Raw genomic sequence first — 15,377 nt, forward strand, 5'->3', positions numbered from 1 at the left:
CGCCGGGAACCCGTCCCGCGACCCCGTCCTCAGACCGCGGCTCCGGGGAGGCGGCTGTGGCGGACGCGGTGAACCGCCCAGGCGGCCACCGCGGCGAGCGCGAGCGCCCCGAAGACCACCAGCCAGGGAAGCAGCGCGCCGGGCGCGACGCCGGCGGTCCCGGCCGCGAGCTGGGCTGACCCGGTCGCGAGGCGGGTGCTGCCGTCGCTGAGCTCCGCGGCCCCGCCGGCGAGGTCCCCGGCGCCCGAGGCGAGCACGATGCTGCCGTCGGCGAGGGTCTGCGTCCCGACCGAGAGGTCGCCCGCTCCGGTGGCGAGCTCGTCCAGCCCGGCGGCGAGGTCCATGGCGCCCTGCGAGAGGGTGCCGGTGCCGGCGGCGAGGTCGCCCGCTCCGGTCGAGACGCGCTGGGCGCCCGCTGCGAGCTCGTCCGACTTCGCGGCCAGCTCCTGCGTGCCCGATACGAGGGCGGCGACGCCGGCGTCGAGGGAGGTCGTCCCGTTGCTGACGGCGACCGCACCCGCGCTGACCTTCGCGGCGCCGCCGGAGACCTGCGCCGCGCCCTGGGCGACCCGATCCGTGCCCTCGGCGAGGCGGGCGTTGGCGGTGGCGACCTGTCCGGCGCCGCCGGCGAGCTGCGTCGTGCCGTCGGCGAGGCGTGCGGACCCGGCGGATACGGCGGCGGCCCCCTGGGCGAGTGCCGCTGCGCCGTCGGCGAGGGAGCGGGATCCGCTCGCGGCCGAGCTGATGCCGCCCGCGAGGTTCGCCATGCCCGCGCGGGTCGCCTCGGCACCGTCGGACACGCCGGCCGCGCCGGCCGCCGTGCGGGCCGCGCCATCGGCGAGGGCGGCCGCCGCATCGCGCAGGGCCGTGGCCTGCGCGGCGAGTTCCGGGCTCGCGCCGCCGGCGACGAGCGCCGCCCGGAACTCCTCGAGCTTCGCCGCGAGGTGGGCGCTCCCGCCCGAGACGTCCGCGGCGCCCGCGCTCACGTCGGCGGCACCGGCGGCCAGCCCGGTCGTGCCCGTCACGAGGGCGCCCGCCCCGCGATCGGCGGCCGCGAGACCGGCCGCCAGATCCTCGGCCCCCTGTCCGACCCCGGATGCCCCGGCCGCGACCCCCGCGGCGCCAGCGGCCAGCTCGGCGGCCCCGGTGGCCGCGATCGACGCAGCCTGGCTCAGCCTGGCGGCGCCGTCCGCCGTGGCGGCGGCGCCGCCGGCGAGCGTCGCCGCGCCGCCCGCGACGTCCGTCGCACCCGCCGCGGTCCGGCCGGCGCCGTCGGCGACGGCGGCCGCTCCGGCGGTCGCCCGTCCGATGCCGTCCGCGAGCGCGCCGGTACCCCCGGCGATCCGCTCGGCGCCGTCCGACAGCCGGCTCGATCCGTCCGCGGCCCGGGCGGCGCCGGAGGAGAGCTCGGCGGCTCCGGCGGCGGCCTTCGCCGCGCCCGTCTCGAGGCGCTCGGCACCGGCCGCGGCTGAGGTCGCGCCCGCGGAGACCCGGTCGGCGCCGTCGGCGGCGGCGGCCGCTCCGTCACGAAGTTCGCCGGATCCGTCGGCGATCCGCTCGGCGCCGGCGGCGAGTTCCGCCGAGCCCTCCCCGGCGAGTCCCGCGCCGTCGGACAGGCGTGCCGCGCCCGCGGAGATGGTGTTCGTCGTGAGCAGGAAGAACGCCGCGAGCGCGATGAGCGCCACGGTCACGGCGACGGCGGCGATTCGCACGCCGATCCCATGGCGGTGCACGGCAGGGTCGGTTCTCGTCATTGAGGCTCCTGTGTTCCGGGCGCGACGACGCGCCGAGGTTCGGGTGCGGTGCAGGACACCCGGCGCGCGGGAGGTGCGGGGGCGCCGGTGGTTCCGAGCGAGCACCGGCCGAGGGGTCGCATCGTCGCGACTCCGGCGCGACGTCGCGTCGAAAGTGGCCCGAATCTGTCAGGCGGACTGCGGTTCCGTCAACGGAGAGCGCCGAAGTCGGGAGCTTCCCTCCAACGCGAGGCGGCGGCGCGGGGGCTCCCGTTGTCGCTCCACCACAGCCCCGGGACGACGCCGGGCCGCGGCATCCGTCGGCCGTTCAGAGATCGAACGAGTCGCCCGGTTCGAGCGCGAGGTACTCGCCGCCGCCCTGTTCGGTCGCCCACTGGAGGCGCGAATTGGACAGCGACTTGCCCGCTCGCGAGAGCACCATCTCGTGCGTGGGGAACGCACGACGCGGCTTCACGGCCATCACGTAGTCCATGGACTCGGCGATCTTCATCCACGGCGCCCCGGCGGGGGCGGCGAGCACGTCGACGTCGACGCCCTCGGGAATCGCGAACGAGTCGCCGGCGTAGTAGAGGGCGTCGTTCACGAGCACCCCGACGTTGTCGATCACCGGGATCGAGTCGTGGATCACAGCGTGGCGCCCGCCGAAGAACCGCAGCCGGAACGGCCCCACCTCGACCTCGTCGCCGGGCTCGACGCGCTCGACCTCGATGCCCGCCTCGCCGGCGGCCCGGACCACGCCCTCCGGGCCGAGCAGGCGCACGTCGGGGCTGCGGTCGCGGATGCGGCCGAGCTGCTCCGGCGTCCAGTGGTCGTCGTGCAGGTGGGTGATCACCACGGCGCGCGCGCCGGACGCCTCGGTGATCGGCGTCGTGAACTTGCCCGGGTCGACGAACAGGCGGTCGCCGGAGTGCTCGACGACGAGGGCGGCGTGTTCCAGCTTCGTGACGCGCATAGTTCGAGCCAACACCGTGTGCGCACGTCGTGCAACCGGTCGGGCTGCCACAATCGCACCATGAGTCACCGTTCCCCCCGGCGACTGCTGCTCGCAGTGAATCCGTCCGCCTCGTTCGGGCGCAACCGCGCGGTCGGCCCGGCCGCCGCGCGACGCCTCGCCGATGCCGGGTACGAGGTGACGCTGCTGCGGGAGGCGAACTTCGAGCTGCTGCGACGTGAGACCCAATCGGCGTTCGAGCAGGGAACCGACGGCCTCGTCGTCGTTGGCGGCGACGGCATGGTGTCGCTCGGCGTCAACATCGTCGCGCGGACCGGCGTCCCGCTCGGCGTCATCGCGGCCGGCACCGGGAACGACCTGGCCCGGGCCCTCGGGCTACCCCATGACGACCCCGAGGCGGCCGTCGAGGCCCTCGTCGAGGCCCTGGCCCGCCCGCCCCAGGCGGTCGACCTGGGCCTCGCCCGCCACGGCGAGCTCAGCACCTGGTTCGCGTGCGTGCTGTCGGCGGGTTTCGATGCGGTCGTCAACGAGCGAGCCAACCGGATGACGCGGCCGCGAGGTCCGAGCCGCTACACGCTCGCGCTCCTGCGCGAGCTCGCCACGTTCCGCCCGCTGCGGTACCGGCTGACGCTCGACGGCTCGCCGCGCGAGCAGTCGGCCATGCTGGTGTCGGTGGCGAACACCCCGTCGCTCGGCGGCGGCATGCGCATCGTCCCGCACGCGGATCTCTCGGACGGCCTGCTCGACGTGTTCATCGTGCATCCGCTGTCGCGGGTCGGCCTCCTCAGCGTGTTCCCGCGCGTGTTCGCGGGGGAGCACGTCACCCACCCCGCCGTCGAGTTCGCGCCCGCGCGCCGCGTGCGCATCGAGGGCGAGGGCATCGTCGCCTACGCCGACGGCGAGCGGTTGGGGTCGCTCCCGGTGGAGGTGGAGGCCGTTCCCGGGGCGCTCGCCGTGTTCGTCTGAGGGCGCCGGCCGGTGCCATCCGCTCGATTTGGAATGCGCCGGAGACGTGTGCCATACTCTTGAAGTCGTCAACGAGGCCCCATCGTTTAGCGGCCTAGGACGCCGCCCTCTCACGGCGGTAGCGCGGGTTCAAATCCCGCTGGGGTCACCACGACCGTCGAACGCCCTCGCAGCATGCGGGGGCGTTCGTCGTTTCCCGGCATGCTGCCATTCGTGGGCACCGGTGCACCGGGTTCGGACGGTCCCGGCGCGGGCTCGCCCGACGCCCGCTAGACTCGTCCGAGCGAAGGGGAGTATCCCGCCGGGGCTTCGCGCCTCGGGCCACGATCGTCAATACGAGCGCCGTCGACGCCGCTCCGGGCGTGGCGGCGCACGCAAGTGCTGCCGGGAGAGACTTTCGGATCTCCGTCGTACCCGATCGCACACCTCCCGAAAGGCGTCACGTGACCGCATTGCCCGTCTGGTTCGAAGTCGGCTCGCTCGTCGTGCTGACGCTGATCCTGGTCGCCGACCTGCTGCTCGTGATCAAGCGGCCGCACGTGCCCTCGTTCCGGGAGTCGACCCTCTGGGTCGTGTTCTACATCGTGCTCGCCCTGGTCTTCGCCGGGCTCATGTTCGTCATCGGCGACGCCGAGCACGGTGCGCAGTTCCTCGCGGGCTGGCTCACCGAGTACAGCCTGTCGATCGACAACCTGTTCGTGTTCGTCATCATCATGGCCAGGTTCGCGGTGCCCCGGAAGTACCAGCAGGAGGTGCTCATGGTCGGCATCATCCTGGCGCTGATCCTGCGCGGCATCTTCATCCTGCTCGGGGCCCAGCTCATCGAGAACTTCAGCTGGGTGTTCTACATCTTCGGCGCGTTCCTGCTCTGGACCGCGTACAACCAGGCGTTCGGCGACCACGAGGAGGAGGGCGGCGACACGTTCCTCATCCGCATGCTGCGTCGCCGGCTCGCGATCACGAACGACTACGACGGCATCAAGCTGCGCACCACGATCGACGGCCGTCGGTTCTTCACGCCGATGCTCATCGTGTTCGTGGCGATCGGCACGACCGACCTCATCTTCGCCCTCGACTCGATCCCGGCGATCTTCGGCATCACGCAGAGCCCGTTCATCGTGTTCACGGCCAACGTGTTCGCCCTGATGGGCCTCCGCCAGCTCTACTTCCTCCTCGGCGGGCTCCTCGAGCGCCTCGAGTACCTCAAGTACGGGATCGCGTTCATCCTCGGGTTCATCGGCGTGAAGCTGGTCCTCCACGCCATGCACGAGAACGAGCTCCCCTTCATCAACGGCGGCGAGCACATCGAGTGGGCGCCGGAGATCTCGACGTGGGCCTCGCTCGGCGTGATCGTGGCCGCGATGGTCGTCGCCACCGTGGCGAGCGTCGCGAAGGCGAACCTCGACGCGCGCCGCCGTGGCCACACCCTCGGCGAGGAGATCCCGCACTTCACCGAGGAGGGCGACCGGGCCGAGCGCGACGAGTCCCGCGTCGAGCGCTGACCCCCACCTCGATCGGCGGTCGCCGCGCACGACGGTCGCCGAGGGCTTGCTACCGTTGAGCCACCCGCGCCTCCGCGCCGCCCCTACCCCGCAGAGAGGACCCAGCCAGTGACGTCTGATGGCAGCGGTGTCGTCGAGATCCCGAGCGGATCCGCGCGCATCGCACACAGTGCACGAACGCACGTCGGCCGCGTCAGGTCGGTGAACGAGGACGCCCTACTCGCCCACGCGCCCGTGTACGTCGTCGCCGACGGCATGGGCGGGCACGCGCGGGGGGATGCCGCGAGCCGGGCGGTGGTCGACACCTTCCGCCGCCACCTCGACACCGGCGCCCCGTCGCGGCCCGAGCAGGTGCTCGATGCGATCCACAGCTCGAACGAGGTCGTCCGGTCGCTCTCGACCGAGGGCGACGAGGGCACGGCGGTCGCCGGCACGACCGTCGCGGGCATCGCGTTGGTCGACGCGGGCGACGGCCGCGGCGTGCACTGGATGGTCTTCAACGTGGGCGACTCCCGCGTGTACCTGTGGGACGGCCGCCGCCTCGAGCAGGTCACGGTCGACCACTCCGCCGTGCAGGAGATGGTCGACGCCGGCCTGCTGCACGCCGACGACGCCGAACGGCACCCCGATCGCAACGTGATCACCCGCGCCGTCGGCGCCGACGACGTGGTCGAGCCCGACGTCTGGCTCATCCCCGCGGCGGGGCGGCAGGTGTTCCTGCTCTGCTCCGACGGCCTCTCGAAGGAGGTCGGCGACGAGGCGATCGCGGAGATCCTCACCGGCGGATCGGCGCACGCCGCCGGGCTCGCGGGCGAGCTCGTCGAGGCGGCGCTCGCGGCGGGTGCGCGCGACAACGTGACGGCGGTGGTCGTCGAGTCCGACCTGGGCGGCGACGCGGCCGATGACGACGAGGCGACGCGGGACCGCGATGACGCGCTCCCGCGCGCGGCGGAGCAGACGTGGCCCAGGGGAGTGGGGGATCAGGGTGGCGGACTACCGGCGTGACCCGAGCGGCGGCTGGCTGGCCGCGCTGCGGGCCGACGCGCTGCTCGTACTTCCGGCCGGCCGTGCCGACGATCTCGTCGGGCTGTGGCCGGCGCTCGGTGCAGCGGATGCCGCGGCCGTCGTACTCGATCGCCTCACCGCCGGCGGGGTGACGTCGGCTCCGGGCTTCGCGCTCGTGGTCCGCGAACGCGGGTCGGTGCGCGTCGTCGCGCGCGGCCCCCTGACCGTCGAGATCGGAGCCGACACGGTCTCCGGCGCGGGCGTGTCCACGTGGAGCGAGCGCGCGTTCGACGGCGCGCCCGACGTCCGCGTGACGGTCGCCGGGGTTTCGGCGGATGCCGCGGGGCCCGTGCTTCCGATCGTCGAGGGCGTCGTGGCGGCATCCGCCGTCGACTGGCCCGGCGCCGACGCCCGGGTCGCGGCGCCGGAGGCCGCCTCGCCGGAGCCCGCCGCGTCGGAGCCTGCGTCACCGGAGTCCGATGCGTCGGAGCCTCCGTCACCGGAGCCTGCGGCGTCGGGGCCCGCCGCGCCCCCTCCGACGGTCCGGATCGAGCCGGTGCCGACAGCGTCCCACGGCGCCGCCGAGGTCCCCGACGAGCGGACCATGGTGCCCGACGAGGACACCGTCGTGGGGTTCTCGCGAACCGAGCGCCCCCGCATCGACGTGTCCTCCGGAGACACGACGATCGTGCCGCCGCCCGGTCTCACCGACACTCCCGCGCTCGGCGACCACGACGGGCTCACCGTCGCGGCCGCCGACATCCGGCAGCTCAGGGAGGCGCGCGACGCCGAACGCGCCGCCGCCGCCGCGACGCCGCCGCGATCCGGTCGAGCCGACGACCGGCTCGCGCTGCGCATGCCCGACGGGTCGTTCGAGCCGATCACGGGCGAACTCCTCCTCGGCCGCGCTCCCGCGATCGGGCGGGTCACCGGTTCGCGCGTGCCGCGCCCCGTGGTGGTCGGCGCGGGCGACCCGGACATCTCCCGCACGCACCTCCGGGTCGCGGTCGAGGGCGGCACGGCGGTCGTGACCGACCTCGAGTCGCGCAACGGCACGCACGTCGTCGCTCCGGGACAGCCGCCCATGCGGTTGCGGCCGTCCGAGCCCACGCCCGTGCTGCCGGAGACCGTGATCGACCTGGGCGGCGGCTGGTCGATCCAGGTGGTGGTGCGCTGATGCGCCGCACGCCCTCCTCGCCCCCGGACCTGCCCGGCTACACGCCGCTCGGGCTGCTCGGTTCCGGCGGGTTCGCCGACGTGTTCCTCTACGAGCAGAGGCTCCCGCGCCGGAAGGTCGCGGTCAAGGTGCTGCTCGCCGACGACATCGACCAGGGCACGCGCGCGCAGTTCGTCGCCGAGGCGAACCTGATGGCGCGACTTTCGGCGCACCCGTTCATCGTGACGATCTTCCACGCCGACGTCTCGGCCGACGGCCGGCCGTACTTCGTCATGGAGTACTGCTCGGGCCCCAGCCTGTCGGAGCGCTACAAGCGGCAGCCGCTCACCGTCGAGGACGCGCTCCGCACCGGCATCCGCCTGTCGGGCGCCGTCGCGACCGCCCATGCCGCCGGGATCCTGCACCGCGACATCAAGCCCGCCAACGTGCTCACCAACGACTACGGCTGGCCGGCGCTCAGCGACTTCGGGATCTCCTCCGACCTCGAGGGCGACCTGCCCGTCCACACCATGTCGTTCACCGTCGACCCCGCGGCGACGGGCTCCAGCACGGGGTCCGATCGCGCCGCGGTCGGCATGAGCGTGCCGTGGTCCCCGCCGGAGCTGTTCGAGGACGACCCGCGCCCCGACACCCGGAGCGACGTGTTCGCGCTCGCCGCGACCGTGCACACCCTGCTCGCCGGGCGCACCCCGTTCGAGGTCCCGGGGCGGTCGAACGGCCCGCTCGACCTCATCGGCCGGATCGAACGCGGCCGGGTCACGCCCATCGACCGCGACGACGTGCCGCCGACCCTGCAGGCCGTCCTCGCCACCGGCATGGCCCCGCGACGCGAGGACCGCTACCAGAGCGCCGTCGAGTTCGGCCGCGCGCTGCAGCGCATCGAGCTCGAGCTGGGGTACTCGGTGACGGGGATCGAGGTGCCCGCGATTCCGGCGGCCGCGCCGTCCGACGCCGAGGCGACGGAGGTCGCGAGCGCGGTCGCGCCGGATCCGGACGCCGAGGCGGCGACGCGAGCACGCTCGGTCCGCGTCGTGCAGGCCGACGCGCCCGCGGCGCCGGCCGGGCCCTGGTCGGCCGACGCCCCGCGGCCCGTGCCCGCGACCGGCGGGAGCAGCGACGACGCCACGCGCGCTCGCGGGGTGCGCGAAGTACGCGCCCAGGCGCCGGGGCCCGCCGTGCCCTCCGACCTCGTCGACGACGGCACGGTCCTCCGCGGCGCGTCGCCGGCCGCACGCCGCCCCGAGTCCGCGGGCCGCACCCGCCTCGAGGCGGCCGAGCAGGGTGGTCCCGACGCCGTCGCGGCCGACGTCGAGCCGGCCCCGCCGGGCGTCCGGCGGCGGCGCGTCGTCGCCGCCACCATCGGCGCCGCGGCATCCGTCGTCGTCCTCGTCGCCGTCGGCGCAGCCATCGCGCTCGGCGGCTCGCTGGGGAGCCCCGCCGAAGGCGTCGACGCCGGCCCCGGCACGGGGGAGGACGCCGTCGTGGCTGCGACCGTGCCCACGCCCGAGGTCGACCCGGGGGAGCCGGCCGGCGACGGCCGCGTGGTCTTCGGCGTGCGCCACGACGGCGCCGAGGAGGGCGACCGCTACCGGTGGCGCAACGTCGACGGCACGGGCGGCACGGCGATCGCCGACGGCCCGGAGATCGTCGTCGACGGCGTGGCCGACGGCCGCCCCGTGTGCATCGAGGTCCAGGTGCAGCGGGGCAGCAAGACCTCCGAGCCCGTGACGGGATGCACGGCATGAGGCCGCTCCGCGTCGAGTACTGCGGCGAGTGGTACACCGTCGAGCCCGGCCGGACGTTCGGCATCGGCCGGGAGTCCGACCTCACCATCGACGACAACCCCTACCTGCACCGCACCTTCCTGACCCTCTCGAGCGAGTTCGGCCTGTGGTGGCTGTCGAACGTCGGACAGCTGCTGTCGGCGACGGTGTCGGATGCCACGGGCAGCGTGCAGGCGTGGGTCGCGCCCGGCGCGAAGCTGCCGCTCGTCTTCCAGACCGTGCACGTGATGTTCAGTGCGGGCGCCACGACGTACGACTTCGCGGTGCACGCCGAGGAGGACTTCTACAACACGTCGCTCACCGCCCGCCCCGTCGACGGCGGGACGACCATCCTTCCCGTGACCCTCACGACGAGCCAGCGGCTGCTCGTGGTCGCGCTCGCCGAGCATGTGCTCGCGCAGCCCTCCGCCGGGCGGGCGACGGTGCCGAGCTCGGCCGAGGCGGCGGCGCGCCTGGGCTGGAGCATGACGACGTTCAACCGCAAGCTCGACAACGTGTGCGAGAAGCTCGACAAGATCGGCGTCGACGGGCTGCGCGGCGGTCGCGGCCGCCTCGCGACGAACCGCCGCGCGCGCCTCGTCGAGTACGCCGTGGCGACGAGGCTCGTGAGCGCCGACGACCTGCCGCTGCTCGACCGCGCGGCCGAGGAGCGTCCGGAACCGTCGTCCTGACGATGCCGCGAATCCGCCGTCGCGACGACGCTCGGCTCGGCGGAGGGCGTTCTCCGATTCATGCGTCCGAATGGGCACCGCTCCCCATTCGGCGGCTCCGGAGGACCGTGTTAGCGTGATGCCCGGCCACCGGTCTCGGAGGCCCGGCCCGCCGGTCTCCGGCGGCGACATCCGACGCCCTATCGACGGAACGCACGCGGGGAGACGAGCTTGGTCACGTTGAGGTCCTGGGTGCGCACGCGCCGCAAGACGGCCTCCATCGTCGCGCTCGCCGTGCTCGCGGGCGTGCCCGTCGGGATCGCGGCACTCCACCAGGGCTTCCCGGTCACCGACCCCGACCTGCGCGCCCGCGAGGTCTGGGTGACGAACGCCGAGGAACTGCTCGCGGGGCGGCTGAACCGGCAGATCGAGGAACTCGACGCCGCGGTCGCCGCCGCGACCAACGACATCGACGTGTTCCAGCACGGCGACGACGCCTTCCTGTACGACCCCGGCGTCGGGTCGGTGGAGCGCATCGACCCGTCCTTCACGACGCTCGTCCAGCGCATCGACGTGCCGCCAGCGTCGCAGCTCGCCTACGGCGGCGACGTCATCGCCGTGCTCTCGCCCGAAGGCGACCTGTGGCGCGTGCCCGCCGCGGCGGACCTGGCCTTCGACTACCGGGGCACCGATCCGATCGCCGAGCTCGGCGACGACGCGCAGGTCGCCGTGAGCGGCGACGGCACCGTCTTCGCCACGGCGCCGGGCGACCGCGAACTGGTCAGCATCCGACGCGACGCCGACGAGCCGCAGCGGACGGAGCTTCCCCGGCTCGGGCGGCACCAGATCGCCGCGGTGGGCGAGCGCGCGGTCGTCCTCGACGTCGAGGCCGACGTCGTCATCGCCGACGGCCGCGAGATCGACCTGCCGGAACCCGCGCTGCGGATCCAGCAGTCCGGGCCCGAGCGGGACCGCGTGGCGCTCGCCACGTCGACGGGCCTGCTCGACGTGCCGCTCGGAGGCGGCGACATCCGCGTCATCGACAGCGGCGCCGAGGTGCCGTCGGCCGACGCCGGCGAGGTCGCCGCGCCGGTGCGCCTCGGGTCCTGCCTCCACGGCGCGTGGGCGCCGGGGCAGCGCTACCTCGCGGCGTGCGACCACGCCGACCCCGAACCCCAGCCCATCGACCAGCCGACCGCCGGATCGCGGCTCGAATTCCGGGTGAACCGCGACGTGATCGTGCTGAACGACCTCGCGAACGGCAACGCGTGGCTCGTCGACTCCGACCTGCGGCTCGTCGACAACTGGGAGGAGGTCACGCCGCCCGAGGAGTCCGACGAGCTCGAGGGCGACGAGAAGTCGTCGCAGCAGACGTTCGAGGACACGCTCGCCGAACGCACCGACGTGAACCGGCCGCCCGTCGCGCGCGACGACGACTACGGTGTGCGTCCCGAGCGGACGACGATCCTCGAGGTCCTCGAGAACGACACCGACCCCGACGGCGACGTGCTCACCATCGCCTCCGTCTCCGACGTGCCCGAGTCCGCCGGGCGGCTCGAGCTCATCGACGGCGGCCGGGCCCTGCAGTTCTCGCCCGCGGAGGGCGCCGCGGGCAGCGTGTCGTTCCGCTACGGGGTGAACGACGGACGCGGCGGGGTCTCCGAGGCGTCCGTGAACGTCCGCATCGTGCCCGACAGCGAGAACGCCGCACCCACGTCCATGCGCAGCGGCGCGATCAGCCTCGAGCAGGGCCGTCAGCTGTCGTACAACGTCCTCGCGGACTGGAACGACCCCGACGGCGACGACCTGTACCTCGTCAACGCATCGCCCACCGGCGGCGACGCCGTGCGCTTCAGCCCCGACGGCTACGTCACCTTCGAGCACCGCTCGGCCGAGCTCGGCACCAAGGAGGTGCAGTTCACGGTCTCCGACGGGCGCACCACCGCGGCGGGCACCCTCACCGTGGAGGTCAAGCCGACGGGCACACTCAACCCCATCGGCACGCCCGACTTCGCGCAGGCGTTCGTCGGCGAGACCGAGCTGATCGAACCCCTCGTGAACGACCTGTCGCCGTCCGGCGCCGGCCTCGAGCTGCTCGGCGTCGTCGAGCCGCCCGACGGGGCGACCGTCACGCCGAACGTCGAGCGCGGCACGATCGCGTTCTCCGCGAACGCCCCGGGGGAGTACGTCTTCCTCTACGACCTGGGCGCGGGCGCGGCCGTGAGCAAGGGCCTCATCCGGGTCCAGGTCGTCGATCCGCCCGGCGAGGCCCCGCCGCCCATCGCCGTGAAGGACACGGCCTACCTCCGCGCGGGGGAGCCGCTGACCGTCCCGGTGCTCGCGAACGACGTGTCCCCGTCCGGCCGCGTGCTCGCGGTGCAGTCGATGGACGACTCGGCGGCCGACGGCCTGGTGTCGGTCGAGATCCTCACCAACACCGTGCTGCGCATCACCGCCTCGCAGGCGGTCGACGAGCAGCTGCAGGTCGCCTACACCGTCTCCGACGGCGTCAACGCCTCGACCGCCACCGTCACGATCGTGCCCGTGCCACCGCTCGTGAAGCACCAGCCGCCCGTGGCCGTCGACGACGGCGCCATCGTCCGGGCGGGCGACATCGTGACCGTGCCGGTGCTCGAGAACGACTACCATCCGGACGCGGCGAAGCTGCACGTCGAGCCGGAGCTGCTCGACGTCGAGGTCGGCGACGGGCTGGCGTTCGTCGACGGCGACACCGTCCGCTTCCAGGCACCCGAGGCGCCCGGCGCGTACAGCGCCGTGTACACGATCGGCGACGACCACGACCAGTCCGCCCGCGCGGCGGTGCGGTTCACGGTCGTCGCGCGCGACGCCGGCGAGAACCGCGACCCGCTGCCCACGCCGCTCACCTCGCGCACCTTCGCCGGCTCCGCCGTGACGGTCGACGTGCCGCTCGACCAGCTCGACCCCGACGGCGACTCCGTCACCCTCACCGGCATCCGCTCGGCCCCCACGCTCGGGCGGATCATCGAGCGGACCAGCACGTCGTTCACCTACGAGGCCCTCTCCGGCTCCGCGGGCACCGACAGCTTCACGTACGAGGTGCGCGACACGTTCGGCGCGACCGCCGAGGGCACCATCCGGATCGGCGTCATCCCGCGCCCGGCCGTGCAGCTGCCGCCCAAGGCCGTCGACGACGTGATCGAGATGAAGCCGGGCCGCACCGCCTCCGTCGAGGTGCTGCTCAACGACTCCGACCCGAGCGGGTACCGGCTGCGCGTGGTCGACCTGCCCGAGGTCGACGACGGCATCGAGGCCGAGATCCGCGACCGTCGACGGATCGTGGTCACCGCACCCGAGCAGGAGGCGGCGTACACGATCCGCTACGAGATCTCCAACGGCCGCGGCGGCGCCGACACCGCGTTCCTCCAGGTGGCCGTGACGGACGACGCGGTGATCGACCCGCCCACCGCGAAGGACCAGGTCATCGAGCCCGAGCAGGTGGTCGACGGCGAGACCGTCACGGTCGATCCGCTCGCCGACGCGACGAACCCGGGCGGACTCGTCGACGACCTCGAGGTGACGCTCGAGGGCCCGAACGCGGGGCGCGCCGAGGTGGCATCCGACGGCACCATCGACGTCGAGCCGGGACGCGAGCGCTACGCCGTCGCCTACAAGCTCACCAACACCCTCGACGACCTGTCGGCCACGGCGTTCGTCATCGTGCCCCCGGTCCCGTCGGGCGACGACACCGTCGAGGAGACCCAGCGACCCAAGACGCCGGAGGAGCTGCTCGCGGAGGAGAAGGCCAAGTTCCCGGCGCCGTACCTCAAGGAGCTCGGCGAGATCATCGTGCCCATGAACGGGCGCATCAGCTGGAACGTCGACGACCTCGTCGTCGTGCCGTCGGGCAACCCGGCCACGATCCTGTCCGCCTCGGCGACGAACTCCGGCGAGGCGCCGTTCGTGAGCGGCACCGCGCTGCAGTTCGTGCCCGCGCGCGACTACCGCGGACCGGCGTCGGTGACGTTCGAGGTCACCGACGGCAAGGGCGCCGACGACCCGGTCGGCCGCAACGCGATCCTCACCATCCCGATCACCGTCGGCGATCCGAACTTCAACGACGCGCCGCCGGCGTTCACGCCCCGCAGCGAGACCATCGAGGCGGGCGAGGCGCCGCTCACGGTCGACCTGCGCTCGTCGACCGACCACCCGAACCGCGACAACATCGAGCGGGTGTCGTACCAGAACCTGTCGGGTTCGACCGCCGACATCCGCGGCGAGCTCGTCGAGGGTTCCCTGCTGCGGCTCTCCGCTCCGCTGGGCGTCCAGCCGGGCACGAAGACCCGCATCACGTTCGACGTGGTGTTCAACGAGTTCCGTGTGCCGGGCTACGTCGACGTCGCCGTCGTGTCGTCGACGCGCGCCATGCCGAAGGCGAACGACGACGGTCCGGTCGAGATGGTCCGCAGCGAGACGCGCACGATCGACGTGCTCGCCAACGACTTCAACCCCTTCGCCCCCGACGCGCCGCTCCGCATCGTGGCGGCGCAGATCGACCAGGCGGATGTCGGCGCGAACGCGTCCGTGAGCCACACCGCCTCCGACGTGACGGTGCGAACGGGCGCCGCGTTCACGGGCACGCTCAGCGTGATCTACCGCATCCAGGACGGCACGCGCGACCCCGCGCGCGAGTCGCAGGGACGCGTGACGGTCGTCGTGCGCGACCGGCCCGATCGCCCGGCCGCGCCGGCGATCATCGGCTCGGGCGACCGCACCGTGACGATCCGCTGGGCGGCACCGGCGAACAACAACTCGCCGATCACCGCCTACCAGGTCGACGTCAACGGGCAGGCGCGCGACTTCGGCGCGAACGCCGCGGGCGTGAACCAGCAGATCGGCAACCTGACCAACGGCACGGCCTACCGGTTCATGGTGCGCGCACAGAATGCCAAGGGGTGGAGCGAGTGGTCGCCGGTGTCGGCGTCGGCGACGCCGTACGGCACGCCGACGGCACCGCGGAACGTGAACGCCCAGGTCAACGGGAACGCGCCGACGAGCGTCGACGTGTCGTGGGCGGCGCCGAGCGACACGGGCGGCGGCAGCGTCCGATACGAGGTGCGCCTCGACTCGGGGAGCTGGACGAACTCGGGAACCGACCGCGCCCACCGATTCACGGGCGTCGGCGCCGGCAGCCACACCGTGCACGTTCGCGCGGTGAACGAGGGCAGCAACAAGACCGGTCCGGCCGAGTCGCGGAACTTCACCGTGCAGGACCCGCCGCCGCCGCAGGCGGGCGCGACCGTGCGCAAGGGCGGTCCCGCCCCGTACTGCAACGGATGCCGCTACGTCATCGGCGACTACCAGAACTTCCAGCCCGGCAATTACCAGATCACCGTGCAGTACAAGGAGTGGAACACCGACGCCGCCTGGCAGAACCTGTCGACGTCGTCGTACAACCTCTCCGCGAACGGGAGCGTGCAGACGCTGAGCGGCCTCGGCACCGCGAACCCCGACCAGTACCCCGCCGTCCGCATCCGCTTCGTCGGACCGAGCGGCACCGTCTACAGCCAGGTCGCCCACTGGGGCCGGCTCTGACCCACCACCATCA

9 protein-coding genes and 1 tRNA gene are annotated in these 15,377 nt (G+C 73.6%); 8 read left to right on the forward strand and 2 right to left on the reverse strand.

Annotated elements, in window-relative coordinates:
• Positions 1-29: 29 nt before the first annotated feature.
• Entirely contained in the window at positions 30-1,754 is a 1,725-nt protein-coding gene (locus RH861_RS07820; RefSeq protein ID WP_310520541.1) for a hypothetical protein, read from the reverse strand.
• A gap of 307 nt (positions 1,755-2,061) precedes the next feature.
• The gene (locus RH861_RS07825; RefSeq protein WP_310520542.1) at positions 2,062-2,706 is read right to left on the reverse strand and encodes an MBL fold metallo-hydrolase; all 645 of its coding nucleotides are present in this window, start codon (positions 2,704-2,706) and stop codon (positions 2,062-2,064) included.
• Between the two features lie 60 nt (positions 2,707-2,766).
• Between RH861_RS07825 and RH861_RS07830 the strand changes: the two genes are divergently transcribed.
• From RH861_RS07830 to RH861_RS07865, 8 genes are all read left to right on the forward strand, one after another.
• Positions 2,767-3,672 (forward strand): diacylglycerol/lipid kinase family protein, encoded by a 906-nt coding sequence (locus tag RH861_RS07830; protein ID WP_310520543.1) that lies wholly within the window; start codon positions 2,767-2,769, stop codon positions 3,670-3,672.
• A gap of 75 nt (positions 3,673-3,747) precedes the next feature.
• Positions 3,748-3,823: transfer RNA gene (locus RH861_RS07835), tRNA-Glu, on the forward strand.
• Positions 3,824-4,115: 292 nt separating this feature from the next.
• A complete protein-coding gene (locus RH861_RS07840; RefSeq protein WP_310520544.1) occupies positions 4,116-5,174 on the forward strand; it encodes a TerC family protein in 1,059 nt (352 codons plus the stop codon).
• Positions 5,175-5,375: 201 nt separating this feature from the next.
• Positions 5,376-6,179, forward strand: a complete 804-nt coding sequence (locus RH861_RS07845) for a PP2C family protein-serine/threonine phosphatase (protein WP_310520545.1) — start codon at positions 5,376-5,378, stop codon at positions 6,177-6,179.
• Complete coding sequence (locus RH861_RS07850; RefSeq protein ID WP_310520546.1) at positions 6,160-7,356, forward strand: FHA domain-containing protein; 1,197 nt, start codon at positions 6,160-6,162, stop codon at positions 7,354-7,356. The genes RH861_RS07845 and RH861_RS07850 overlap by 20 nt, the downstream gene beginning before the upstream one ends.
• Positions 7,356-9,101 carry a serine/threonine-protein kinase gene (locus RH861_RS07855; RefSeq protein ID WP_310520547.1) on the forward strand — a complete coding sequence of 582 codons (1,746 nt, stop codon included), beginning with the start codon at positions 7,356-7,358 and terminating at the stop codon, positions 9,099-9,101. Before RH861_RS07850 ends, RH861_RS07855 begins: the two co-directional genes overlap by 1 nt.
• Positions 9,098-9,811 carry an FHA domain-containing protein gene (locus RH861_RS07860; protein WP_310520548.1) on the forward strand — a complete coding sequence of 238 codons (714 nt, stop codon included), beginning with the start codon at positions 9,098-9,100 and terminating at the stop codon, positions 9,809-9,811. The genes RH861_RS07855 and RH861_RS07860 overlap by 4 nt, the downstream gene beginning before the upstream one ends.
• A gap of 210 nt (positions 9,812-10,021) precedes the next feature.
• Positions 10,022-15,364 (forward strand): Ig-like domain-containing protein, encoded by a 5,343-nt coding sequence (locus RH861_RS07865; protein WP_310520549.1) that lies wholly within the window; start codon positions 10,022-10,024, stop codon positions 15,362-15,364.
• The last annotated feature ends 13 nt before the right edge of the window (positions 15,365-15,377 follow it).

The sequence above is a fragment of the Agromyces indicus genome, from assembly GCF_031432295.1.
GTDB lineage: Bacteria > Actinomycetota > Actinomycetes > Actinomycetales > Microbacteriaceae > Agromyces > Agromyces indicus.

Excerpts from the sequence above, each read along its gene's own strand:
- RH861_RS07825 (WP_310520542.1), bottom strand. The coding sequence starts at position 2,706 with ATGCGCGTCACGAAGCTGGAACACGCCGCCCTCGTCGTCGAGCACTCC.
- RH861_RS07860 (WP_310520548.1), top strand. The coding sequence starts at position 9,098 with ATGAGGCCGCTCCGCGTCGAGTACTGCGGCGAGTGGTACACCGTCGAG.
- RH861_RS07855 (WP_310520547.1), top strand. The coding sequence starts at position 7,356 with ATGCGCCGCACGCCCTCCTCGCCCCCGGACCTGCCCGGCTACACGCCG.
- RH861_RS07820 (WP_310520541.1), bottom strand. The coding sequence starts at position 1,754 with ATGACGAGAACCGACCCTGCCGTGCACCGCCATGGGATCGGCGTGCGA.
- RH861_RS07830 (WP_310520543.1), top strand. The coding sequence starts at position 2,767 with ATGAGTCACCGTTCCCCCCGGCGACTGCTGCTCGCAGTGAATCCGTCC.